We start from the raw sequence: 23396 nt of genomic DNA on the forward strand, positions 1-23396 counted from the left end.
TCAGGTGGATAATCTACAATTAGAATCATACCTAAGCATCCAAACATCAGCCGATAAGCTGTCTGCCTTTATCACATTTAGCAGGATTACGGATGAATTCGAATGTAACGGCGATGAGCTTGAACGTTTTCTAAGAAGCAAGGGAATCGTTTATGGTCTTCGAACAGAAGTTCTTAATCAGATTGGCACTAATCCTCTCGCATACTGCAAAGAACAGACACTCATTGCACAAGGGGAGCCACCGCTCCCAGGTAAGGATGGATACGTAAAGCTTATACAGGATATGAACAAAGCCAATAAGGCTCCAGCAGAGCTAGAGGATGGCAAAGTTGATTTCAAAGAGGTTGTACAGCTAAAAAACGTAAAGCGTGGCCAATTGATTGCAGAAAGGTTCGATCCCACGGCGGGTCCAGCGGGAAAAACGGTGACAGGCGAAGAAATCCCTTCTAAGTCGGGGAAATCGGTCCGTTTTAAAGTAGGCAAAAACGTAGTATTGAACGATCAGCAAACAGCTATGTATTCCGCTATAGATGGCTTGATTTCCTTGACAGATAAAGAAAAAATCAATGTCTTTCCGGTTTATGAGGTCAATGGGGACGTTGATTACAGCGTAGGCAACATTGATTTTGTAGGAACCGTAGTCATTAGGGGTAACGTTCTTAGCGGTTTCCGCATTAAAGCATCCGGCGATATTCGCGTAATTGGCGGTGTGGAAGGCGCAGAGATCGAATCGGAAGGCTCAATTGAAATTACGGGCGGGATATTAGGCGGAAATAAAGGTTTTGTCAAAGCGGCTCGTAACGTACGAAGCAGTTTTATTCAAGATAGTAACGTAATAGCGGGCGAAGAGGTACTCGTTTCCCAAAGCATCATGCATTCTCATGTGAAAGCCGGAAAAAATGTTATTTGCTCAGGTGCGAAAGGCCTTATTGTAGGTGGCTTAGTGCAAGCCGGTGATCTGGTTAGCGCAAGAACGGTTGGGAACTCGATGTCAACCGCGACAACAATCGAAGTTGGTGTGAATCCCGAGTACCGTACGGAGCTGCTTGATTTGAGAACGAGGGGCAAGCAGTACTTCGAAAACCTTGATAAAACGGATAAAGCGCTTACTATTCTTGATCAACTGGCAGCTGCGGGACATCTTACTCCGGAAAAGCTTGCATTGAGAATAAAATTAACGGCTTCCAAACGTCAGCTCGTGATGGAAAATGATGCTGTCAAATCGCGAATACTTGAAATTGAAAAAACGCTCGAGGATACTGAACGCTCAAGAGTGGATGTCAGCAATATTGTTTATGGCGGGACAAAAATTGTAATTGGCAGATATACAAAGTTTGTAAAAGACTCTTCCCAGCGGGTTTCTTTTCGGTATTCGGATGGGGATATCGTGTTAGTACCGTACTCTAGCTAGTTTATTATTTATCAATAACCCAAGGGGTGAGTTGATATGACCTTCAAGTCAATTGACTTGCAGATGTCTGTACCGCGCACGCAGGAATTTAGCGGCATGCATGGTCAAGCACTTCATAAGCCGGTGGCCGATCAGAATACGCTGGCTGCTCAAACGACGAAACAAACCGAACTTTTGCGCGGCAAGAATACGGCCGTTGAGCAATCAAACGGGGCTCACATACGAAATGATCAGGATGGCGAGCAAGGCAATTCCAACCCAAATGCCAAGCGTGAGCGAAAAGTGCCTGGCTTAGATCATGATGAGCAAGATCATCCTCCCGTCCACCCATTCAAAGGGCATCGACTGGATATAAAGCTTTAGAACCAGGTTATTTCAGAAAGGCAGGCTAAATCAATGCAGCCTTACTTGCAATATATTATTTTACTCGGAGCGGTTGTCATTGTAGGCGGCTTAGTTATGCCCCGCAAGAAGCAGGAAATAGCAGCACGGCCGCAGTCCATGGAAAATATGGAGAACGCGTTGGAGCAGTTTATGGAGAACATGGAGAAGGATAATGAAGAGCTAGTTCTTTTAGTAAGAAACGCACAAGAAGAATCGAAGTCGGATGCTGTTCGTAAAGAACAGCGCATTGCGCAGTTGGAAGCTAGATGCGAGCAGCTAACGGAGCAATTGCAAGATACGCTCGCCAAAGTGAGTGTATCCAGCAGCGTACCAGCGCTAGAATCCCCACAGAAAGCATCAAGAGATTTGAATCACGCACAGTTCCCGGTACTCCCCCAGCAGGAGGCCATGCGTTTACCGGAAGCGGAAGCAAAAGTAGAAGCGCAAGTAGAAACAGAACCGGTTAAACAGTCCATACAATCACGCTACAGGGATCTTTTTTCACTGTATGAGCAGGGTAAATCGATAGAAATTATATCGAAAAAGCTGGGAATGAACAAAGGCGAGGTTCAGCTTATCATACAGCTGTCTAAGCAAGAGGAGGCATCCCGTGCTTAAAAATCGAATATTTTTAATCGGATTAGGCCTGGGTATTATAATTGGTGCCTTGTTGTTTCAATTGATGCTCTCTGGAGAGCAGAGCAGAGAGAAGCTCGCAGCGCGGGACAGTGAGAGTACGGATAAGCGATACACGCAAGTTGAAGTCGATGCGTTGCTTAAGGCAGAACGTGATTCCATCGAGCTTGACCAGTCGGTTGGTTCTAAAGCTAGCACACATGAAACTGAGCCGGCCGTGACCCCGGTACCAAGTACAGAGCCGCCGGATAAGGCTGTGGAAACTGCTGCGAGCCCGACTGTAGTGCCCGGGAAAGAAAAAGCTGTTATTAATCATGTGATAAGAATCAAAGCAGGCATAGGCCTATCCAAAACGGCGGAGCTGCTTGTTTCAAATCATATTATTGATGATGGCGCAGCATTTATCGCCGAAATGAAAAAGTCTAAAAAGCTGGTTCGCGCCGGTTATTTTTTGTTTCATGAAGACAGCACAATCGAACAGGTTATAAATGTAGTAACTAGCCAACCGCTTACGGAAGAACAAGCTGCTGCATTATCATCCGCTAAAAATAGTTAGTCTATCTTTTCGGGAAACGATTGTTGCGCGAAGATTGTATTTATGGTATATTAATTCACGGTGTTAAAAACGCACGCAGGTCAATTTTGTCAAACGGTGCTTCCGCCCGGCGGAAGTTTTGACAAAAGATGCGACTAGCGGAGGAGCACTAAAAAACCATTATTAGGAGGTGTTGAAGAAATGGCGGTTATTTCCATGAAACAGCTATTAGAAGCTGGGGTACACTTCGGTCATCAGACTCGTCGTTGGAACCCGAAGATGGATCGTTATATCTTCACAGAAAGAAACGGGATTTACATTATCGATTTGCAAAAAACGGTTAAGAAAGTTGACGAAGCGTACAACTTTGTTAAATCGATCGCTGCAGACGGCGGCACTATGCTGTTCGTAGGTACGAAAAAACAAGCTCAAGATTCCGTAAAAGAAGAAGCAGAGCGTTGCGGCAACTTCTACATCAACCAACGTTGGTTGGGTGGAACTTTGACTAACTTCCAAACGATTCAAAAACGTATTGACCGTTTGAAACAACTTGAAAAATGGGCTGAGGACGGCACTTTCGAGGTTCTACCTAAGAAAGAAGTTATCATCCTTAACAAAGAAAAAGACCGTTTGGAGAAATTCCTCGGCGGTATCAAAGGCATGAAAGGTTTGCCAAGCGCGTTGTTCATTATTGACCCACGCAAAGAGCGCATTGCGGTTGCAGAAGCTCGCAAACTTGGAATTCCAATCGTTGGTATCGTTGATACAAACTGTGATCCGGATGAAATCGACTACGTGATCCCAGGTAACGATGATGCAATTCGTGCCGTTAAATTGTTGACGTCCAAAATGGCTGATGCTATTGTTGAAGCTAATCAAGGCGAACAAACAACGGCTTAATCTAAGGCTTTAGTTTTTCAACAAAGGGTGGTCAGATGGTGATAAACCTCTCACTGCCCTTTTTTCGAATGTAAATCATTAAAACCAACATTAATTATTCGCGAAGCTAAATAGACTTCGTGAAACCTATAGGAGGGCTTACAATGGCAGTTAGTGCTAGCGCGGTAAAAGAGCTTCGGGAAAGAACTGGAGCTGGAATGCTTGATTGCAAGAAAGCTTTGGATGAAACAAACAATGATGTTGAAAAGGCAATTGCAGTACTTCGTGAAAAAGGTTTGGCTGCTGCAGCTAATAAAGCAGGCCGTATTGCAACTGAAGGCGTAGTTGAATCGTATATTCACGCAGGCGGCCGTATTGGCGTAATCGTTGAAGTAAACTGTGAAACGGATTTCGTAGCTAAAACGGATCAGTTCCGTGAGTTTGCAAGAGACGTTGCTATGCAAATCGCTGCAGCTAACCCTAAATTTGTTAGCCGCGAAGAGGTTTCTTCCGAAGAGCTTGAAAAAGAGCGCGAAATTTTGAAAGCTCAAGCGCTTAACGAAGGCAAGCCTGAAAAAATCGTTGAAAAAATGGTTGAAGGCCGTATCTCGAAATACTACGAAGAGTTCTGTCTTCTTGAGCAATCGTTCATTAAAGACCCAGACAAAACAATTTCTGTATTGCTAAACGAAAAAATTAGCAAAATCGGTGAAAACATTTCAATCCGTCGTTTTGTTCGTTATGAACTTGGTGAAGGTCTTGAGAAAAAAGTTGATAATTTCGTTGAAGAAGTTATGGCACAAGTTAAACATTAATCCGAACGCACAGGCGGGGCGGGGCGTCCGCCCCGCCTGCTTGTATGAATAGAACATATTTGAAGGACCTCAGCATAAGTGAGGTGCATGATGGAGGTATTAACGTTGGAGCAGCCTGTGTATAAACGTATCGTTCTGAAAGTCAGCGGTGAATCATTGTCTGGGCAAGAAGGTTATGGCATAGAAGCAACTGTCATATCATCAATTGCAGATCAAGTGAAAGAAGTCGTGGCACTTGGGATAGAAGTAGCTATCGTAGTTGGCGGCGGCAATATTTGGCGCGGCATAGCTGGCTCTGCTAAAGGAATCGACCGCGCAACAGCTGATTATATGGGTATGCTGGCTACACTTATGAATTCACTCGCACTTCAAGATGCGCTTGAACAAATCGATGTACCGACTCGCGTTCAAACTTCAATCGCAATGCAACAGATTGCTGAGCCATACATCAGACGTCGTGCTATCCGTCATTTGGAGAAAGGCCGCGTCGTTATATTTGCAGCTGGAACGGGAAATCCTTTCTTCTCTACGGATACAACAGCGGCACTGCGCGCTGCAGAGATTGAAGCCGAAGTTATATTAATGGCGAAAAATAAAGTGGACGGCGTATATTCAGCCGATCCGTTTAAAGATAGTACGGCTGAGAAATTCGAGGAGCTTACATACCTGGATATGCTTAACCGTAATTTAGGCGTAATGGATTCAACCGCAGCATCGCTTTGCATGGATAATAATATTCCTCTTATCGTATTTGCGATTACAGAGAAAGGGAATATTAAACGCGTCGTGCTGGGTGAGAAAATCGGAACGATTGTGAGAGGAAGTGCGAAATAATGCCACAAGAACTGAAAAAAAACGCTGAAGAACGCATGGATAAAGCAATCTCGGCTCTAAAACGGGATTTGTCTTCACTACGTGCGGGAAAAGCAAGTGCATCGTTGCTCGACCGAATTCAAGTTGAATATTATGGATCAATGACGCCAGTGAATCAGCTTGCCAACATCAGTACTCCTGATTCGCGTACGCTGTTCATCCAACCGTGGGATAAATCATCGATGTCAGCTATCGAAAAAGCGATCATGAAATCGGACCTGGGTCTAACTCCGTCGAATGATGGGACGTCAATTCGACTTTCGATTCCGCCACTTACGGAAGAACGCCGTGGCGAGCTCGTAAAAACATCGAAAAAGCTTGGCGAAGAAGCTAAGGTAGCCATTCGCAACATTCGTCGCGATGCTAATGACGGCATTAAAAAGCTGGAGAAATCGGCCATTTCCGAGGATGAATCGCGCGGTCATCAAGAGGACATTCAAAAGGCGACCGACAAGTTCATCGCTGAAGTGGATAAAGTACTGGTTACAAAAGAAAAAGAAATTATGGAAGTATAATAATCTCTGGGCCCCTCCGCTAGGTGGGGTTTGGTTTTGATTTCGGTTGGGAGGAAGTAAGATGATCGAGCGACTTTGGGCCAAATTAGGCAAATCGTCCTTACAGCCGACTGATTCTGTGCCCTCAGAAAACGTGCCTGAGCATGTTGCGATTATTATGGATGGAAACGGCCGCTGGGCTAAACATCGCGGATTGCCGAGGATGGCAGGCCACCATTCTGGGATGAAAGCGATCAAACGCATTACTATTGCAGCAGATCGGCTTGGCGTCAAATATTTGACGTTATATGCATTTTCTACGGAGAACTGGAAAAGACCAAAGGCTGAAGTGGATTTTCTGATGAAGCTTCCTCAGCAATTTCTTGAGATTGAGTTAGAAGAGCTAATCGCAAACAATGTACAGGTTCGAATGATGGGGCATAAAGAAGACTTGCCTTCTTTCACATTAAGCGCTGTTGAGGAAGCCATCGTAAAAACGGCAAACAACACAGGCCTTGTTTTGAACTTTGCACTTAACTATGGAAGTCGCAAGGAAATGCTCGAAGCGATAAAAACGATCGCCTCGGATGTAGAGCAAGGACATCTGACAATCGATGATATCGATGATAAGGTAATGTCAGATCGATTGCTCACTAGTGGATTGCCTGATCCGGATTTGCTTATTCGAACTAGCGGGGAATTGCGATTAAGTAATTTCATGATGTGGCAGCTTGCTTATAGTGAATTGTGGTTTACGGATGTGTATTGGCCGGAATTTACGGAAGCGCATTTTCAAGAAGCGATTTTGGAATATCAACGTCGTGCGCGTCGGTATGGTGGATTGTAGCTTCAAGCAACGGAGTGTGACTTTTCATTGAGACAACGAATTATTACGGGTGTAATAGCAGGCGTAGGTTTTATCGGTTTAACCGTGGTCGGCGGTTGGTTATATACCGCTCTGCTCGTCTTATTGGCAATTATCGGCTTTACTGAATATGCGCGCATGAATGGTGTAGCATGGTCGCATCCGTCTTCATTGCTCGGATACGCGGGTGTGCTACTGTTTGTGCTTCCTTGGTCGGATTGGGGCATCAGTGTTCCGTCCACTTTGGCAATCCTTTGGATATTAGCCTTCTTGCTGCTGGCTCTTACCGTGATTACAAAAAATAGAACAACAATTGATGGCGCCGCACTTATGTTGCTAGGCGCTTTATATGTAGGTTACGGCTTCGCCGCAATGGGTGAGGTTAGGCAAATTGAAACTTACGGCATGATGTGGACATTTTTGTCTTTTGGCTGTATATGGGCATCGGATATCGGCGCCTATTTTACTGGACGAGCTATTGGCAAAACAAAGCTATGGCCATCCATCAGCCCGAATAAAACGATTGAAGGTGCACTAGGAGGCGTCTTGTTTTCGCTAGCGGTTTCTGCTGTATTCGCATTATGCTTTCCGGATTTTATTACGCTGGCGAAAGCTTTGCTGATTGGCTGCATTGCTGCTGTGGCTGGTCAATTCGGAGACTTAATACAATCGGCTTATAAGCGTGTCAGAGATATTAAAGATACTGGAACGCTGCTTCCGGGGCATGGCGGCGTTCTTGACAGATGCGACAGCTGGCTTATCGTATTTCCGCTATTAGTGCTTACCGAGCTGCTACCTGTATAAGCCAGGAGGATATGCATGAAAAGAATTAGTGTATTAGGTTCGACGGGATCAATCGGAACGCAAACCTTGGATGTCGTCGCTTATCATTCTGAGGAATACAAGGTAGTCGGGTTATCCGCTGGTTCTAATCTTGATTTGTTAATTGCTCAAGCGAACCAGTTCAAACCGACGATTGTAAGCTTGGCATCCAAAGCTGACGCGGATACTGCACGTACTCATTTGCCTGCAGGAACTAAGGTCGTTTATGGCGAAGAGGGCTTAATCGCAGTAGCGGCAGAAACGGATGCAGATCTTGTTGTGACTGCTATTATGGGCAGCAGGGGTCTTCCAGCGACACTCGCAGCAATCGATGCGGGCAAGACGATTGGACTTGCTAACAAAGAGACGCTAGTGACGGCTGGACACATCGTGATGGATCGAGCCAAGATGCGCGGAGTATCGATATTACCTATCGACAGTGAGCATTCGGCTGTTTATCAATGCTTGAACGGCGAGGATCGCAGGTCGGTTCAAAAAATTACTTTAACCGCATCGGGCGGATCCTTTCGTGATCGGTCAAGAGCTCAGCTTGAAGGTGTAACGGTTGCAGAAGCGCTTAACCATCCAAACTGGGCGATGGGGGCTAAAATAACGATCGATTCCGCGACGATGGTTAACAAAGGCTTAGAGGTTATAGAAGCGAAATGGTTATTCGATGTTACATACGACCAAATAGATGTCATTATTCATCCGGAAAGCATTATTCATTCCTATGTTGAGTTTTCCGACAATAGCGTGATTGCGCAGATGGGAATGCCTGATATGCGCGTACCGATTCAATACGCGTTGTCGTATCCGCAGCGGAAGGAGACACCGACAGAGAGGCTGAACCTGGCTCAAATCGGCAAGCTTCATTTTCGAGACATGGATTTCGAGCGATATCCATGTCTACGCTTGGCTTATGAATGCGGTAGGCTGGGACAATCCGCACCCGCTGTCTTCAATGCAGCTAATGAGGTTGCCGTAGCACGGTTTTTAAAAGGCGAAATAACCTTTCTAGATATTGAGCGGATACTGGAAACAGTAGTCGGTCAGCACAGCACAATCGATATTCACGATGTGGAGACGATTGCGGAAGTGGACGCTTGGGCACGCAGAATGGCTGAATCCGTTTAAGTTGGCCGAAAACCGGTTCTCTTGTATCGGACGGGAGAATAATGATAATCTATGTACAGGCCGTAATGAACAGGAGGCTTCAGCTTAATGCACATGATTCAAGTTGTGTTTTTGACTATACTCGTCTTTTTCGTCATCGTGACGATTCATGAATGGGGTCATTACTATTTTGCCAAGCGTGCGGGCATTTTGGTTCGCGAATTTGCCATTGGCTTCGGACCGAAGCTGTTTTCGGTCAAGCGCGGAGAAACCAGATATACGCTTCGTCTAATTCCTGCAGGCGGATTCGTGCGAATGGCAGGCGAGGACCCGGAAATCGTTGATGTCCAGCCTGGCCAGACGATTGCGGTTCGTGTGAAGGACAATAAAGTGACCCGCCTCTATTTGGATCGCCTTGACGAGCGGAGCGGCGTTATACGCGGTGAAATTGTTACCATTGATTTGGAGCACAGGCTTTCAGTAACATTGGATGTGGAAGGCGAGAGTGAAACGTATTCGGTTCATCCTGCTGCTTTGATGATTACAAAGGGCAAGGAAACCCAAATTGCGCCAATTGATAGACAATTCGGGAGCAAAACCGTTCCACAGCGTGCGCTTGCTATTTTTGCTGGCCCGATGATGAACTTCATTCTTGCTTTTGTATTATTCGCAGCCTACATCCAAATGGCTGGCATTCCGGTAGAAAATCCGGATAAGCTGCTCGTTGGAGATATCTCAGAGGGAATGCCGGCATCGAAGGCGGATCTAAAAAAGGGAGACGTCCTTGATGCCGTTAACGGCGTCAAAATCGGAGCCGATTTCGATAAAATGATTGAAATAATCGGAAAATCGCCGAATGTTCCCATTCGCATCGATATCATCCGAGATGGCAAGGCACAACAGGTCGTCATTACTCCAGAAGCTAATAAAGAAGGCGTAGGCAAGGTCGGTATCAGCGCTTCAATACCAACGCGGTCTGCAACCTTTGGAGAAACCTTTACAGGTGCGGGCAAGCTGATGAAAAGCATGACGATTAGCATTTTTGAAGGGTTCAAAAAGTTGATTTTCGGAGAATTCAAGCTGGATGATCTTGGCGGTCCCGTAAGAACAGCCGAAGTAACTAGCCAGATTGCCCAACAAGGCATTGTTCAGTTAACATCTTGGACAGCGCTGCTCAGCTTGTACTTAGGTATATTCAATCTATTGCCGATACCGGCACTCGATGGCAGTCGTCTTATTTTCCTTGGAATTGAAGCGATACGCCGTCGTCCAATCGATCCAAATCGCGAGAGCATGGTGCACTTTGTGGGCTTCGCGCTCATTATGCTTCTCATGCTCGTGGTAACCTATAATGATATTTTACGTTTGGTAAAAGGGGAGTAATTGGTCGCTTATGTCTAAAGACAAACAGTTCGTAACCGAAATCACGCCGCAAGGCGAGGATTTCTCAAGATGGTATCTCGATGTAATCAAAAAAGCCGAGCTAATGGATTATTCGCCTGTAAGAGGCTGTATCGTATTCCGCCCGGAGGGCTATGAACTTTGGGAAAATATTCAGCGTGACCTGGACCGCCGATTCAAAGAAACGGGACACCGGAACGCATATTTCCCTTTGTTCATTCCAGAGAGCTTTTTTCAGAAGGAAAAGGAGCATGTCGAAGGCTTTAATCCCGAGCTGCCGTGGGTAACAGAAGCAGCCGGCGAGAAGCTTGAGGAGCGTCTTGCCATCCGTCCGACATCAGAGACGATGTTCGGTCATATGTATTCGAAATGGATCCAGTCTTACCGTGATCTCCCGCTTCTTATCAACCAATGGGCGAACGTTGTTCGTTGGGAGAAGCGTACGATGCCTTTCCTTCGCACAAGTGAATTTTTGTGGCAGGAAGGCCATACGGCACATGAGAACGAAGCGGAAGCACGTCAAGAAACGATGCAAATGCTGGATGTGTACACGCAATTCGTCGAGGAGTTTCTTGCAATCCCCGTCATTAAAGGGGAGAAGACGCCTTCCGAACGATTTGCCGGTGCAGTAGACACGTATTCCATTGAAGCAATGATGAAGGATGGCAAAGCTGTTCAGGCGGGAACCTCGCATTACCTCGGCACTAAATTTGCCGTCGCGTTTGATATTAAGTATCTCGACCGCGAGAATACGCTGCAATTCGCGCATACGACCTCTTGGGGAGTAAGCACAAGACTAATTGGTGCGTTGATCATGGTTCATGGCGATGACAGGGGGCTTGCTTTGCCTCCGAAAGTTGCACCTACGCAGGTTATCATGATTCCGATTGGTCCTGCCAAGATGCGTGAGCAAGTTGTGGGCCGCGTAGACGAGCTGTATGCGGAGCTCAAAAAAGCTGGCATACGCGTGCGCGTTGACGACCGTGCTGACGTAAGTCCCGGCTGGAAATTCAATGAATACGAAATGCGCGGTGTACCGCTTCGCCTAGAGCTTGGACCGCGCGACATGGAAAACGGCCAAGTGGTTCTCGTATCTCGGATTACGGGAGAGAAGCGTATTGTCAAACAAGACAACCTAATCGCTGAAATTGAAACGATGCTCGAAGAAACGCATCATGAGATGTTTAACCGTGCCAAGCAATTCCGTATCGATAATTCCCGCACGGTAGATACGCTTGATGAAATGAAAAGCTTTTTGGAGGAGCAGCGCGGCTTCGTAGAAGCAGGCTGGTGCGGTTCCGCGGCATGCGAGAAACAGGTTAAAGAAGAAACCGGAGCAACAAGCCGGAACATTCCATTCGAGCCTACCGTTCATAAAGAGAACTGTTTAGTATGCGGCGACTCCGCTAAACATACAGTCGTTTTTGCAAGAGCTTATTAAGGACTGAAGCTAGTTCGGTTCGGATCTTAAGGGGTTGATTTTTTTGGGCCAAACCGCAGATAATCGGCAGCGCTTCGAGATGCTATTGCAGCAGTCGGGGCTGCCGAAAGAACTTATACAAACCTATTTCCAAGATGGATATATCGAGCAGGTTATAGTTAGCAACAGTAATCGTGAATGGACGTTTTGCATACGCAAAACGTCCATGGTTCCTTTACAGGCCTACAATGGCCTTTGCCAGGCTGCCCGCATAAAATTCGAGCATATTGCCGAGGTCAAGTTTATTCTCATTTATGACGAAGTCGTAGAAACAGAATCAATCGTTACGCAATATTGGGGTTTGTTCATGGAATGGGCACAGCGCGAGATTGCCTCCGTTAACGGTTGGCTTCAAAAAGCGACGATTGCGGTTGAAGGCGATACGTTGACTTTGTCCCTTTTGGACAACACGGGATTGGAGCTTGCTAGAAAAAAACGCCTTGATGATGAAATTATTCGCTTTTACAATCAGTATTTCCAGCGTTCCTGCAAGGTCAAGATGATTATTAGCGAGTCTAGGCAGGACATTCTGGATGAATACGCACTCAAGATTGTGCAAGAAGAACGAGAATACGTGCAAGAACTCATGGCAAGCTCGCAAGCGGAATCTGATCTTGTTGACGAGTCTGAAATTAGGCTTGCGGTGGGCTACGATATTCGCGAAGAGCCAGTACCATTGATGAATATTGTCGAGGAAGAAAAGAAAATTACCGTTCAAGGCTCAGTTTTTGGCCTGGATGTGAAAGAGCTTCGCAACGGCAGTACTTTGTTTACCTTTAACGTCACCGATTTCAGCGATTCGATTGCAATGAAAATGTTTGCAAAGACGAAGGATGACGTGAAAATACTCAACCAGCTCGCCAATGGCAAATGGGTGAAGGCACGGGGCAGAATCGAATACGATCGTTTCATGCAGGAGCCGGAGCTAGTCATGATGCCGAATGACCTGCATGAAGTCAAATCACCACCTGACCGCATGGACAAAGCGGAAGAAAAACGGGTTGAATTTCATCTGCACACGACAATGAGCGCCATGGACGCAGTTACACCCGTGGATACGTACATCAAGACTGCAGCCAAATGGGGTCATCAGGCGATAGCGGTTACGGACCATAGCAATGTTCAATGTTACCCGGATGCTAATAAATCAGCCAAAAAACACGGGATTAAAGTGCTGTTCGGCGTGGAAGCCAATATCGTTAACGATGCTGTTCCCATGGTATTGCAATCCAGACCGGAGCCGCTGGCAACGGCTACTTATATCGTTTTTGATATCGAGACGACGGGCTTGTCCGTTATCAATAACAAAATCATAGAGCTAGCCGGCGTTAAGATGCGCGATGGCAAAGAAATCGATCGGTTCTCGACGCTGATCGACCCGCACGAGAAAATTCCTTACCATATTCAGCAATTGACCAATATTAATGACGATATGGTCAAAGGACAGCCGGAAATTGAGCCTATGCTTCGCGAATTTATTACCTTTATTGGCGATGATGTGCTCGTTGCACATAATGCGCGATTTGATATCGGGTTTATTCAAGCGAACTGCAAGTCATTTGGCATGCCAGAGGTGAAAAATCCGGTTCTGGATACCCTTGAACTCGCCAGGTTTATATATCCGTCGCTCAAGAATCACCGTTTGAATACGTTGGCGGATAAGTACAAGGTCAGCCTTGAAAACCATCACCGTGCAGTAGATGACTCTCTTGCTCTCGGCGGTGTGCTGTACGGCTTGATTGCCGATGCGGCAGAACGGAATATTACGAATCTACACCAGCTTAATGATTATGTCGGAATTGATTTATCGAACTCCAGGCCGTTTCATAGCAATGTCTATGCTCTGAATGCAGTCGGCAAGAAAAATTTATTTAAGCTTATTTCTTTATCCCATACGGAACACTTCAAGCGTGTTGCAACGATTCCAAAGACGAAGCTTACCGAGCACCGTGAAGGCTTGCTTGTCATATCAGGCTGCGAGAAGGGCGAATTTTTTGAAACCGTTCTGAACAAGTCCTATGAAGAAGCGCTGGAGGTTGCTCGTTTCTATGATGTTCTCGAAATCCAGCCAATTGATTTCTACATGCACCTTGTTGAGAAAGGTCTCGTCGGCAGCCGTGCAGAGATTGAGCAAGCCCATCGCCGGGTTTGCCAAATCGGGGACGAGCTGGGCAAGCCGGTGATTGCGACAGGAAACGTCCATTACTTGAATCCTCGGGACAAAATGTACCGCGATATAACGATTCATGGTATTACAGGCTTTAGCCCGCTTAAAAGCATACGCAAGCCCGACGCTCATTTTCGGACAACAGAGGAAATGCTGGAGGAATTTGCTTTCTTGGGAGACGCAAAAGCCCGCGAAGTCGTTATTACCAATACGGTAGAGCTTGCAGAGCGTTTTGAACCTTTCGATATGTTCCCAAAAGGCTTGTTTGCCCCGGATATCGAAGGAGCGGATGATGAAATCCGCAATACCTGCTATGAAACGGCGAAGTCCATGTATGGCGAAAACCTGCCGCAGGTGGTCATTGATCGGTTGGAGAAAGAACTTATTCCTATTATCAAATTTAAATTTTCCGCGAACTACTTGATATCGGAGAAGCTGGTCAAAAAGTCTAATGCGGACGGTTATTTGGTTGGCTCGAGGGGATCCGTAGGCTCATCGGTCGTGGCGACGTTTCTTGGCATCTCCGAGGTTAATCCGCTGCCAGCTCATTACCTTTGCAAAAATTCGGATTGCCGCCACAGTGAATGGTTTCTAGACGGCAGCATACCGAGCGGCTTTGACCTTCCGGATAAATTATGTCCGAATTGCGGAAAACCGATGAAGGGCGAAGGACAAGATATTCCGTTCGAAACCTTTCTTGGATTTAAGGGCGATAAAGTTCCCGATATCGATCTTAACTTCTCTGGCGACTATCAGCCGATTGCCCATAACTTCACGAAAATAATGTTCGGTGAGAAAGCGGTATTCCGGGCAGGAACGATCGGAACGGTGGCTGAGAAGACGGCATATGGCTTCACTAAGAAGTATGAAGAGGAGCATAACAAGAAATGGCGGGGAGCAGAGCTCGCTAGGCTTGCTAGCGGATGCACGGGCGTAAAACGCAGCACAGGGCAGCATCCAGGGGGAATTGTCGTCGTTCCCGACTACATCGAGGTAGAGGATATTACTCCTGTTCAGTTCCCGGCAGACGATGTTAACGCTGAGTGGAAAACGACGCATTTTGATTACCATGCCTTCGATGAAAACTTGCTTAAGCTCGATATACTGGGACATGATGATCCGACCATGATGCGGATGCTTCAGGATTTGACAGGCGTTGATCCGATTAGCATTCCGATGAATGATCCGAAAGTGATGAGCATGTTCAACTCTACGGCGGCACTCAACATCCCGGGCGAGCGAATCCGATCATCGGTAGCCACATATGGCGTACCGGAAATGGGGACCAAATTCGTAAGACAGATGCTTCAGGAAACGCAGCCGTCTTCTTTTGCGGATTTGCTTCAAATTTCCGGTTTGTCTCACGGTACTGGCGTATGGCTGGGTAACGCACAAGAGCTAATTAAGAAAGGCACTTGCAACATCAAGACGGTTATTGGGTGTAGGGATGACATCATGCTGTTCCTCATCTACAAAGCTGGTATGGATGCAGGCCTTGCTTTCAAAATTACGGAAAGCGTACGTAAGGGGAAGGGACTTACTCCAGAGTGGATAGATGAGATGAAGCGCTGTAAAGTACCCCAGTGGTACATAGACTCCTGCCTGCGCATTGAGTATATGTTCCCGAAAGCACATGCTGCCGCTTATGTTATTTCCGCTGTACGTACAGCTTTCTTCAAGCTTTATCATCCGATTGAATATTATGCGACTTACTTCACGGTAAGAGCGGATGACTTTGATTTGGAGCTGCTATGCCAAGGCTACGATGCGATATTGCGAAAGCTGATCGAGATCGAAGCAAAAGGATTCAATGCGCTGCCGAAAGAGAAGAACATGGTTTCCCAGCTCGAAATGTCGCTCGAAATGACGGCTCGCGGCTTCTCCTTTAAGCCGATTGACCTTTACCGCTCAGATGCTACGAAGTTTCAGGTAGATGGTGATTCTTTAATTCCGCCATTCGCGGCGATCGCCGGTATCGGAGATAATGCGGCACGCAATATTGCTGCTTCAAGGAATGAAGGCGAATACCTGTCAATTGAAGATTTCCAGATGAAATCCAAGGCAACCAAGACGATTATCGAGGTACTTGGAAGCATGGGCTGCTTCCGTGGTTTACCTGAATCCAACCAGCTTTCCTTGTTCTAGAATCGGTTTCAATAGAAAAGATTTCTTGTCACTATAGTGCGGTTATGTTATAATTTTTCTGGCAATGATGATGATAAAGACTTTGATGCAGAAGAGTGGGGAAACCCACTCTTTACGTTTTGTAAACGGCAAAATGGCATAGTGCGTATAAACAGGAGGTCAACAGAATTTGAGTACATCCAAAATCAAAGCCGCTGTCCAAGAAATGGCTCTGCCATACCTCAGCAGCAATGGATTTGAACTGGTTGATATTGAGTATGTGAAAGAAGGAAGCAATTATTTCCTTCGTATATTCGTGGATAAAGAAGGCGGCATCGATATTGATGATTGCGGCCGTATTAGCGAATTCATGGGCGAAGAGCTGGATAAAAACGATCCGATTACCGACGTTTATTTCCTTGAGGTTTCCTCCCCCGGAGCAGAAAGACCGCTTAGGAAGGAAGAGGATGTTCGTAAAGCTATCGGTAAACACGTTTACATAACGACATATGAACCGATCAGCGGCGCTAAAGAATTTGAGGGGCTGCTGCTTGCGTTTGACGGGGTAAATGCGATCGTTCAAACCGGCAAGAAGGAGTATACGATTCCTTACGATAAGGTAGCCGGAGCTAGACTGGCTATCGTATTCTAAATATTCGCTTTTTATATTGAAAGGGGGAAATTCAGTCCAATGAGCATGGATTTTATTGAAGCGTTACAAGAAATAGAAAGAGACAAGGGAATCTCGAAGGATGTTCTCCTTGAAGCGATTGAGGCTGCGCTTATCTCCAGCTACAAAAGAAATTTTAACACCGCGCAGAATGTGCGCGTTGACATTAACCGCCATACTGGCGTAATTAAAGTTTATGCGCGCAAAACGGTTGTCGACGAAGTGCTTGACCCGCGTCTTGAAATCACGGTCGAGGCATCTCGCGAAATCAACCCGCATTATCAAATCGATGATATTGCGGATATTGAGGTTACGCCGCGCGATTTCGGGCGTATTGCTGCCCAAACCGCCAAGCAGGTCGTAACGCAGCGCATTCGCGAAGCTGAGCGCGGACTGATCTATAACGCATTTATCGATAAAGAGGAAGATATCGTTAACGGTATCGTTCAGCGTCAGGATGTCCGCAATTTGTTTGTGGATCTTGGCAAGGTAGAGGCGGTACTGCCGCTTACTGAGCTTATGCCTACCGATAAGTTTAAGCACGGCGATCGCGTAAAGTCTTACATCACGAAAGTGGAGAATACGACTAAGGGTCCTCAAATTATTTTATCCCGTACGCACCCGGGCTTGCTTAAACGCTTGTTCGAGCTTGAAGTGCCCGAAATATATGACGGCGTCGTAGAAATTCGCTCGGTTGCCCGCGAAGCAGGCTTCCGCTCCAAAATTGCGGTTCATTCCCGCAATACCGAAGTTGATCCGGTAGGATCATGCGTCGGTCAAAAAGGACTGCGCGTTCAGACGATCGTAAACGAGCTTAAAGGCGAAAAAATCGATATCGTTCGTTGGTCTGAAAGCGTGGATGAGTATGTTGCGAATGCACTAAGCCCATCGAAGGTGCTCGAAGTTATCGTATTCGAACAAGAGAAAATGGCGCGGGTAATCGTTCCTGATTACCAGCTTTCGCTTGCAATCGGCATCAAGGGTCAGAATGCAAGGCTGGCAGCTAAGCTGACTGGCTGGAAGATCGATATTAAAAGCGAAACGCAAGCGGAGCAAGAATATGGCCGTCCGAAATCGTTGACTACCATTATGCACCAGGATTCGGTATCCATCGATTAATCCGTTTCGGCAACTATAGCGTCAATTCAGCTGGCAGAGGAGGGGTGTGCAATGAGACCGAGAAAAGTACCGCTTCGCAAATGCGTCGCTTGTCAGGACATGAAACCGAAGAAGGAACTCATCCGGATTGTGCGGACACCGGCCGAAGAGGTGCAGATTGACCTGACAGGCAAAAAAGCTGGACGCGGTGCGTATTTATGCGGCAAAGTGAGCTGTTTTAAACTGGCGAAAAAATCCAAAGCGCTCGATCGAGCGTTGAAGCAGCATGTTGGAGAACATATCTATGACCAGCTTGAGCAGGATTTCGTAGCGGTAGAGGAGCAGTTTATCGCGAATAAGGAGCTGATAAGCGATGAAGCAGAATAAAAGCTTATCACAGCTTGGCATGGCGATGCGTGCGGGAAAGCTGATTACGGGGGACGAAATCGTCCTCAAAGCCGTCAGAAACAAACAAGCATTTCTCGTTATCATCGCAGGAGATGCTTCAGACAATACGAAGAAAAAATTTCGTGACAAATGCAACACCTACGGAATACAACTCGCCGAAGCATTCGATCGTGAGCAACTAGGTAGGGCGATTGGTAAGCCAGAACGGGTTGTGCTTGCGGTAACCGATATGCAGTTCGGAAAAATGATTGCGAGTCATCTGAGCCATAATACGGAGGTGGATCATATTGGACAATAAACAAGACAGCAAGGATAATAAAGATAAGCTGCGCGTTTACGAGTATGCCAAGTCACTTAATATGAGCAGCAAAGAAATTATTACGATTCTAAAAAGACTGGATTTGCCAGTTAATAACCATATGAGTGTTATGGAAAATGAAATGGTAAACAAAGTCGAAGGATTTTTTCGCAATATCAAACAAAACGCTGCCGTCAAACGCGCGCAGGAAACAACGAACGTCTCGGTTTCCTCCGCGCAGCCTACTGCCAACAAGCCGCAATCGCAGCAGCCGCAGCAGCAGGAACGGAAGCCGCAATTGATTCAGGAAAATAAAAATACTACGCAAGACAGACAGGGGCCTATGAATTCTATTAATACGAAACCACAAACCACAGAGCAACAATCCGAACAACGACCAGCCGGACAACAAACAAGCCGTCCAGCGCAAGCATCCAGCAATAATCGTCCAGCACAGAGCAGCAATTCCAGCCGCCCTTCACAAGGCAGCAATAACTCCAGCCGTCCAGCTCAAAGCGGACAGGGCAGCCGTCCTTCACAAGGCAGCTCCAGTCGTCCAGGGCAAGGTCAAGGCGGACAAGGCAACCGTCCATCATCTGGAGGACCGAGTCGTCCACCGCAAAGCGGACAAGGCAGTTCAGCTGGTCGTCCTAGCGCACCGCGCCAAGATGCTCCAAGCCGTCCTGCTCCATCCGGCCAAAGCCGTTTTGACTCCAAGCCGGCACAAGGGCAAGCACGCGGAAACGACAACAGAAATGCAAGACCAGGCCAGAAAAGATTTGAAGACGGCAAGCCAGGCGGCTTCAGAGGCAATAACGGTCGTGGCGGACAAAAAGGCCGCGGTGGCAAGTTCCAACAACAGCCGCCACGCGAGAAAATTGACAATACACCGAAAAAAATTATCGTTCGCGGTACGATGACTGTCGGCGAACTTGCGAAATTGCTTCATAAGGATGCTTCAGAAGTTATTAAGAAGCTAATCTTCTTAGGCGTTATGGCTACTATCAACCAAGAGATCGACATGGATGCGATTCATTTGATCGCTACTGATTACGGCGTTGAAGTAGAAGTGAAAATTCCTGTTGAGGAAGATTCCTTCGAAACGGTTGAGGAATCAGACGAGGATGAAGATTTAGTATCACGTCCTCCAGTTGTTACCATTATGGGTCACGTTGACCATGGTAAAACGACTCTGCTTGATGCAATTCGTCAAACAAACGTTACTGGTGGAGAAGCAGGCGGTATTACGCAGCACATTGGCGCGTACCAAGTCGAAATCAACCACAAGAAAATTACTTTCCTAGATACACCGGGTCACGAAGCGTTTACGCTTATGCGTGCGCGCGGTGCACAGGTTACCGATATTACGATTATTGTTGTCGCAGCCGATGATGGCATTATGCCTCAAACGGTTGAAGCGATCAATCATGCCAAAGCTGCCGGTGTTCCTATTATCGTAGCGGTTAACAAAATCGATAAGCCAGAAGCGAACACAGAAAAAATCAAGCAAGAAATGACTGAATATGAGCTTGTTCCGGAAGAGTGGGGCGGCGATACGATTTTCGTCGAGGTTTCCGCAAAGCAAAGAATTGGTCTTGAAGGTTTGCTTGAGATGATTCTGCTTGTTGCTGAAGTTAACGACTACAAAGCGAACCCTGATAAGCGTGCAAGAGCAACGGTTATCGAAGCCGAGCTCGATAAAGGAAAAGGTCCAGTTGCTCGTATCCTCGTTCAACACGGAACATTGAAAATCGGAGATGCTTTCGTAGCCGGCAACTGTTTCGGCCGTATTAGAGCAATGGTTAACGACAAAGGCCGCCGTTTAAAAGAAGCAGGTCCTTCAACTCCGGTGGAAATTACAGGATTAACTGAAGTTCCGCAAGCTGGGGATCCGTTCATGGTGTTTGAGGATGAGCGCAAAGCTCGCGCAATCGCTGACCGCCGTTCGATTAAACAACGTCAATCGGATATGGGCGCTAACACGCGCGTAACGCTTGATGATCTGTATAACCACATCAAAGATGGTGAAATTAAAGACCTGAACGTTATTATCAAGTCCGACGTTCAAGGGTCATCCGAAGCACTTAAAGGCTCGTTAGCCAAAATCGATATCGAAGGCGTTCGCGTTAAGATCATTCACAGCGGCGTCGGAGCGATTACGGAGTCCGATATTATCTTGGCATCCGCATCGAATGCGATCGTTATCGGCTTTAACGTTAGACCTGATCCGCAAGCAGAAGCTACGATTGCCCAAGAAAAAGTCGATGTTCGTATGCACCGCGTTATTTATAACGTAATCGATGAAATCGAACAGGCAATGAAAGGCATGCTTGATCCAATCTTCAAAGAAGTCGTAATCGGCCACGCTGAGGTTCGTAGCGTATTTAAAGTGACGAAGGTTGGCGCAATTGCAGGCTGTATGATTACTTCCGGTAAAATCACGCGTTCCGCAGAAGCACGTTTGATTCGCGGCGGCATTGTAGTCTTTACGGGCAAAATCGATTCCTTGAAACGTTTCAAGGACGATGCGAAGGAAGTTGCGCAGGGCTACGAGTGCGGTATAACGCTAGATCGCTACAACGATGTTCGTGAAGGCGATACGATTGAAGCGTTTGTCATGGAATCAGTAGAGAGGTGAGTATAGTATGGCAAAAATCCGGGTAGGACGGGTTGGCGAACAAATTAAAAAAGAGCTAAGCCAGATTATACAGACTGAGCTTAAAGATCCAAGAATCGGTTTTATTACCGTTACAGGAGTAGAAACGTCAAGCGATCTTTCTCAAGCAAAAGTATATTTAAGTGTACTTGGCAGCGAAGAGCAGAAGGAAGCAACGCTTAAAGCACTTGCTAGCGGAACAGGGTTTATCCGCACAGAGCTTGGCAAGCGCATGCGACTTCGCCATACGCCGGTATTGCTGTTTAAGTTTGACAGCAGTATTGAATACGGCAGCCGAATCGAGGCTTTGCTTGAAAATATCAACAACGGAAATTCGGCTCGATGATGGAACAAGGCAGCTATTCAAATGAGCTCGATGCAGCGCTGGCATTCATGAGAACCAACGATGATTTTCTGGTTGTTTCTCATGTTCAGCCTGATGGGGATGCGATAAGCTCCACTGTCGTTATAGGCTGGCTTCTTGAAAAGCTGGGTAAAACCTTTGTCATGATAAATGAAAGCGAGCTGCCCTCGCGGCTTAGCTTCCTGAATCAATTTAATTCCATTGTTCATTATAAGAATGCCATTCCTGAACGGAAATTCGATGCGGTGATTTCCATTGACTGCGCTGATTTCAAACGGATCGGTGAGGTTTCGGGCAGCTTTGCACCAGATGCAAAGCTGCTCAATATCGATCATCATCCGACCAATAACGGATTTGGCACAGTCAATGTCATTCGTGCAGAAGCAGCAGCTACAGTTGAAATCTTGTTTGATTTGATAGAAAGAGCGGGGATCGCTTGCGATCTGGACTGCGGAACCGCTATCTATACCGGATTATTAACCGATACAGGCGGCTTCCGTTATTCCAATACGAGTCCGCGTGTCATGGAGATTGCTTCGCAGCTTCTTGCATTAGGAGTATCGGGCAATGAACTAGCAGACCATCTGCTTGAGAAAATGACAAGAGCCAAACTAAAGCTGCTGCAATTAGCATTGAATCGACTTACGTTCTCAGATAACCAGGAAATCGGCTGGGTATATATCGGGAAGGACGATCTTCGCGAAACTGGCGCTGTTCCTGAGGATCTCGAGGGAATTGTGAATTACGCGTTGAACGTCGATGGGGTTGAAGTAGGTATTTTGTTCAAAGAAACAGAAGATGGTGCAGTTAAAGCGAGCATACGCTCAGCCGGTAAAGCCAATGTAGCTGCAATTGCGCAGCAATTCGGTGGCGGAGGCCATGTTCGGGCGGCAGGCTGTCGTCTGGAAGGCTCTTTACCAACTTCGATTGCCGTGTTAGTGGAAGCAGTGAGAAAGGCGTTGGTTTAATCGATGGACGGCATTTTGGCAGTTTGGAAGCCCGAAGGCTGGACTTCCCACGATGTGGTCGCTAAAGTTCGCCGAGTGTTAAAGATGAAGCGAATCGGACATGCAGGCACGCTTGATCCTATGGTCACAGGCGTATTGCCTTTATGTCTAGGACGTGCAACGAGAGTCGTTGAATACGTGCAGGAGCGTCCGAAATCTTATGAAGCAGTACTGCAGCTTGGAATCGCAACCGATACGGAGGATTTAACCGGCACGGTGATCGAAAGCCACGCGTCGGTATCGGTAACAGAAGCTGAGGTTCGTCAAGCTTTGGCACGTTTCATCGGCGAGATCGACCAAGTACCACCCATGTATTCTGCCGTTAAAATTGACGGCAAGCGTCTATATGAGCTTGCTAGAGAAGGCAAAACGGTAGAACGGAAGTCTCGGAAGGTTACGATTCATGAAATTAACCTTCTTGATTTTCAGCTTGAGCTTGAGCAACCACGAGTTACTTTTTCTGTCGTGTGCTCCAAAGGTACATATATCCGCACCTTATGCGTGGACATCGGCAAAGCGCTAGGTGTTCCCGCAGCGATGGCGCACCTGACAAGAACGATGTCTGGCGGCATTACGAAGGATAGCTGCCTGACGCTTGAACAAATTGAGGCTTTGCAGCAAGCAGGACAGTTGAATGATCATCTGATTCCCGCTGATGAAGCGATTACGCATTTGGAGCGCGCAAGCGTTTCTGAATCTATTGGCCGGCTAGCTTTAATGGGGCAGAAGGTAGGGCTTGCCCACTCTGATATCAATTTGGACCATTTGCAGAATGAGCAGCTAGTTCGTCTTTATAATGAGCATGGTTCTTTTCTGGGCATTTTCCAGATTGACTGTGTTTCTGCAGTTTTCAAGCCGATTAAAGTTTTTTCAGCATAATTAATGATCTAGAA

The 23396-nt window shown here is 46.7% G+C and carries 22 protein-coding genes; all 22 read left to right on the plus strand.

What is annotated here, in order from left to right:
- Window positions 1-4 precede the first annotated feature (4 nt).
- The 22 genes from AC0YN3_RS02780 to truB all read left to right on the plus strand — a co-directional run bounded on the left by AC0YN3_RS02780 (window position 5) and on the right by truB (window position 23382).
- Window positions 5-1411 (plus strand): DUF342 domain-containing protein, encoded by a 1407-nt coding sequence (locus AC0YN3_RS02780; RefSeq protein ID WP_475773588.1) that lies wholly within the window; start codon window positions 5-7, stop codon window positions 1409-1411.
- A 36-nt stretch (window positions 1412-1447) separates the two neighbouring features.
- Window positions 1448-1774: a hypothetical protein gene (locus AC0YN3_RS02785; protein ID WP_475773589.1), complete on the plus strand. Its 327-nt coding sequence runs from the start codon at window positions 1448-1450 to the stop codon at window positions 1772-1774.
- Between the two features lie 33 nt (window positions 1775-1807).
- A complete protein-coding gene (locus AC0YN3_RS02790) occupies window positions 1808-2413 on the plus strand; it encodes a DUF6115 domain-containing protein (protein ID WP_475773590.1) in 606 nt (201 codons plus the stop codon).
- Window positions 2406-2987 carry a hypothetical protein gene (locus AC0YN3_RS02795; RefSeq protein WP_475773591.1) on the plus strand — a complete coding sequence of 194 codons (582 nt, stop codon included), beginning with the start codon at window positions 2406-2408 and terminating at the stop codon, window positions 2985-2987. Before AC0YN3_RS02790 ends, AC0YN3_RS02795 begins: the two co-directional genes overlap by 8 nt.
- A gap of 180 nt (window positions 2988-3167) precedes the next feature.
- The gene (gene rpsB, locus AC0YN3_RS02800; protein WP_054028957.1) at window positions 3168-3866 is read left to right on the plus strand and encodes a 30S ribosomal protein S2; all 699 of its coding nucleotides are present in this window, start codon (window positions 3168-3170) and stop codon (window positions 3864-3866) included.
- Between the two features lie 143 nt (window positions 3867-4009).
- Window positions 4010-4660, plus strand: coding sequence for a translation elongation factor Ts (tsf, locus tag AC0YN3_RS02805; RefSeq protein WP_141500749.1), 651 nt, complete (start codon window positions 4010-4012; stop codon window positions 4658-4660).
- Window positions 4661-4765: 105 nt separating this feature from the next.
- Entirely contained in the window at window positions 4766-5494 is a 729-nt protein-coding gene (gene pyrH, locus AC0YN3_RS02810) for a UMP kinase (protein WP_138752926.1), read from the plus strand.
- On the plus strand, window positions 5494-6048 hold the full coding sequence (frr, locus tag AC0YN3_RS02815; RefSeq protein WP_475773592.1) for a ribosome recycling factor: 555 nt from the start codon (window positions 5494-5496) through the stop codon (window positions 6046-6048). The genes pyrH and frr overlap by 1 nt, the downstream gene beginning before the upstream one ends.
- A gap of 61 nt (window positions 6049-6109) precedes the next feature.
- The gene (locus AC0YN3_RS02820) at window positions 6110-6874 is read left to right on the plus strand and encodes an isoprenyl transferase (RefSeq protein WP_475773593.1); all 765 of its coding nucleotides are present in this window, start codon (window positions 6110-6112) and stop codon (window positions 6872-6874) included.
- 27 nt (window positions 6875-6901) lie between these two features.
- Window positions 6902-7696: a phosphatidate cytidylyltransferase gene (locus AC0YN3_RS02825; protein WP_475773594.1), complete on the plus strand. Its 795-nt coding sequence runs from the start codon at window positions 6902-6904 to the stop codon at window positions 7694-7696.
- A 15-nt stretch (window positions 7697-7711) separates the two neighbouring features.
- Entirely contained in the window at window positions 7712-8851 is a 1140-nt protein-coding gene (locus AC0YN3_RS02830; protein WP_475773595.1) for a 1-deoxy-D-xylulose-5-phosphate reductoisomerase, read from the plus strand.
- An 87-nt stretch (window positions 8852-8938) separates the two neighbouring features.
- Window positions 8939-10213 carry an RIP metalloprotease RseP gene (gene rseP, locus AC0YN3_RS02835; RefSeq protein ID WP_475773596.1) on the plus strand — a complete coding sequence of 425 codons (1275 nt, stop codon included), beginning with the start codon at window positions 8939-8941 and terminating at the stop codon, window positions 10211-10213.
- A 10-nt stretch (window positions 10214-10223) separates the two neighbouring features.
- Entirely contained in the window at window positions 10224-11672 is a 1449-nt protein-coding gene (gene proS, locus AC0YN3_RS02840) for a proline--tRNA ligase (protein WP_475773597.1), read from the plus strand.
- Window positions 11673-11715: 43 nt separating this feature from the next.
- Window positions 11716-16023 carry a PolC-type DNA polymerase III gene (locus AC0YN3_RS02845; RefSeq protein ID WP_475773598.1) on the plus strand — a complete coding sequence of 1436 codons (4308 nt, stop codon included), beginning with the start codon at window positions 11716-11718 and terminating at the stop codon, window positions 16021-16023.
- 169 nt (window positions 16024-16192) lie between these two features.
- Window positions 16193-16654: a ribosome maturation factor RimP gene (gene rimP / locus AC0YN3_RS02850; RefSeq protein ID WP_475773599.1), complete on the plus strand. Its 462-nt coding sequence runs from the start codon at window positions 16193-16195 to the stop codon at window positions 16652-16654.
- Between the two features lie 39 nt (window positions 16655-16693).
- The gene (nusA, locus tag AC0YN3_RS02855) at window positions 16694-17791 is read left to right on the plus strand and encodes a transcription termination factor NusA (protein WP_475773600.1); all 1098 of its coding nucleotides are present in this window, start codon (window positions 16694-16696) and stop codon (window positions 17789-17791) included.
- Between the two features lie 51 nt (window positions 17792-17842).
- Window positions 17843-18157 carry an RNase P modulator RnpM gene (rnpM, locus tag AC0YN3_RS02860; protein ID WP_364140393.1) on the plus strand — a complete coding sequence of 105 codons (315 nt, stop codon included), beginning with the start codon at window positions 17843-17845 and terminating at the stop codon, window positions 18155-18157.
- Window positions 18144-18476 carry a L7Ae/L30e/S12e/Gadd45 family ribosomal protein gene (locus AC0YN3_RS02865; RefSeq protein WP_183561662.1) on the plus strand — a complete coding sequence of 111 codons (333 nt, stop codon included), beginning with the start codon at window positions 18144-18146 and terminating at the stop codon, window positions 18474-18476. Before rnpM ends, AC0YN3_RS02865 begins: the two co-directional genes overlap by 14 nt.
- A gap of 61 nt (window positions 18477-18537) precedes the next feature.
- Window positions 18538-21114, plus strand: a complete 2577-nt coding sequence (gene infB, locus AC0YN3_RS02870; RefSeq protein WP_475774274.1) for a translation initiation factor IF-2 — start codon at window positions 18538-18540, stop codon at window positions 21112-21114.
- A gap of 7 nt (window positions 21115-21121) precedes the next feature.
- Complete coding sequence (gene rbfA, locus AC0YN3_RS02875) at window positions 21122-21478, plus strand: 30S ribosome-binding factor RbfA (protein ID WP_054028943.1); 357 nt, start codon at window positions 21122-21124, stop codon at window positions 21476-21478.
- Window positions 21475-22464 carry a DHH family phosphoesterase gene (locus AC0YN3_RS02880; RefSeq protein ID WP_475773601.1) on the plus strand — a complete coding sequence of 330 codons (990 nt, stop codon included), beginning with the start codon at window positions 21475-21477 and terminating at the stop codon, window positions 22462-22464. Before rbfA ends, AC0YN3_RS02880 begins: the two co-directional genes overlap by 4 nt.
- A gap of 3 nt (window positions 22465-22467) precedes the next feature.
- A complete protein-coding gene (truB, locus tag AC0YN3_RS02885) occupies window positions 22468-23382 on the plus strand; it encodes a tRNA pseudouridine(55) synthase TruB (RefSeq protein WP_475773602.1) in 915 nt (304 codons plus the stop codon).
- Window positions 23383-23396: the final 14 nt, after the last annotated feature.

The sequence above is a fragment of the Paenibacillus sp. J22R232 genome (assembly GCF_056269165.1).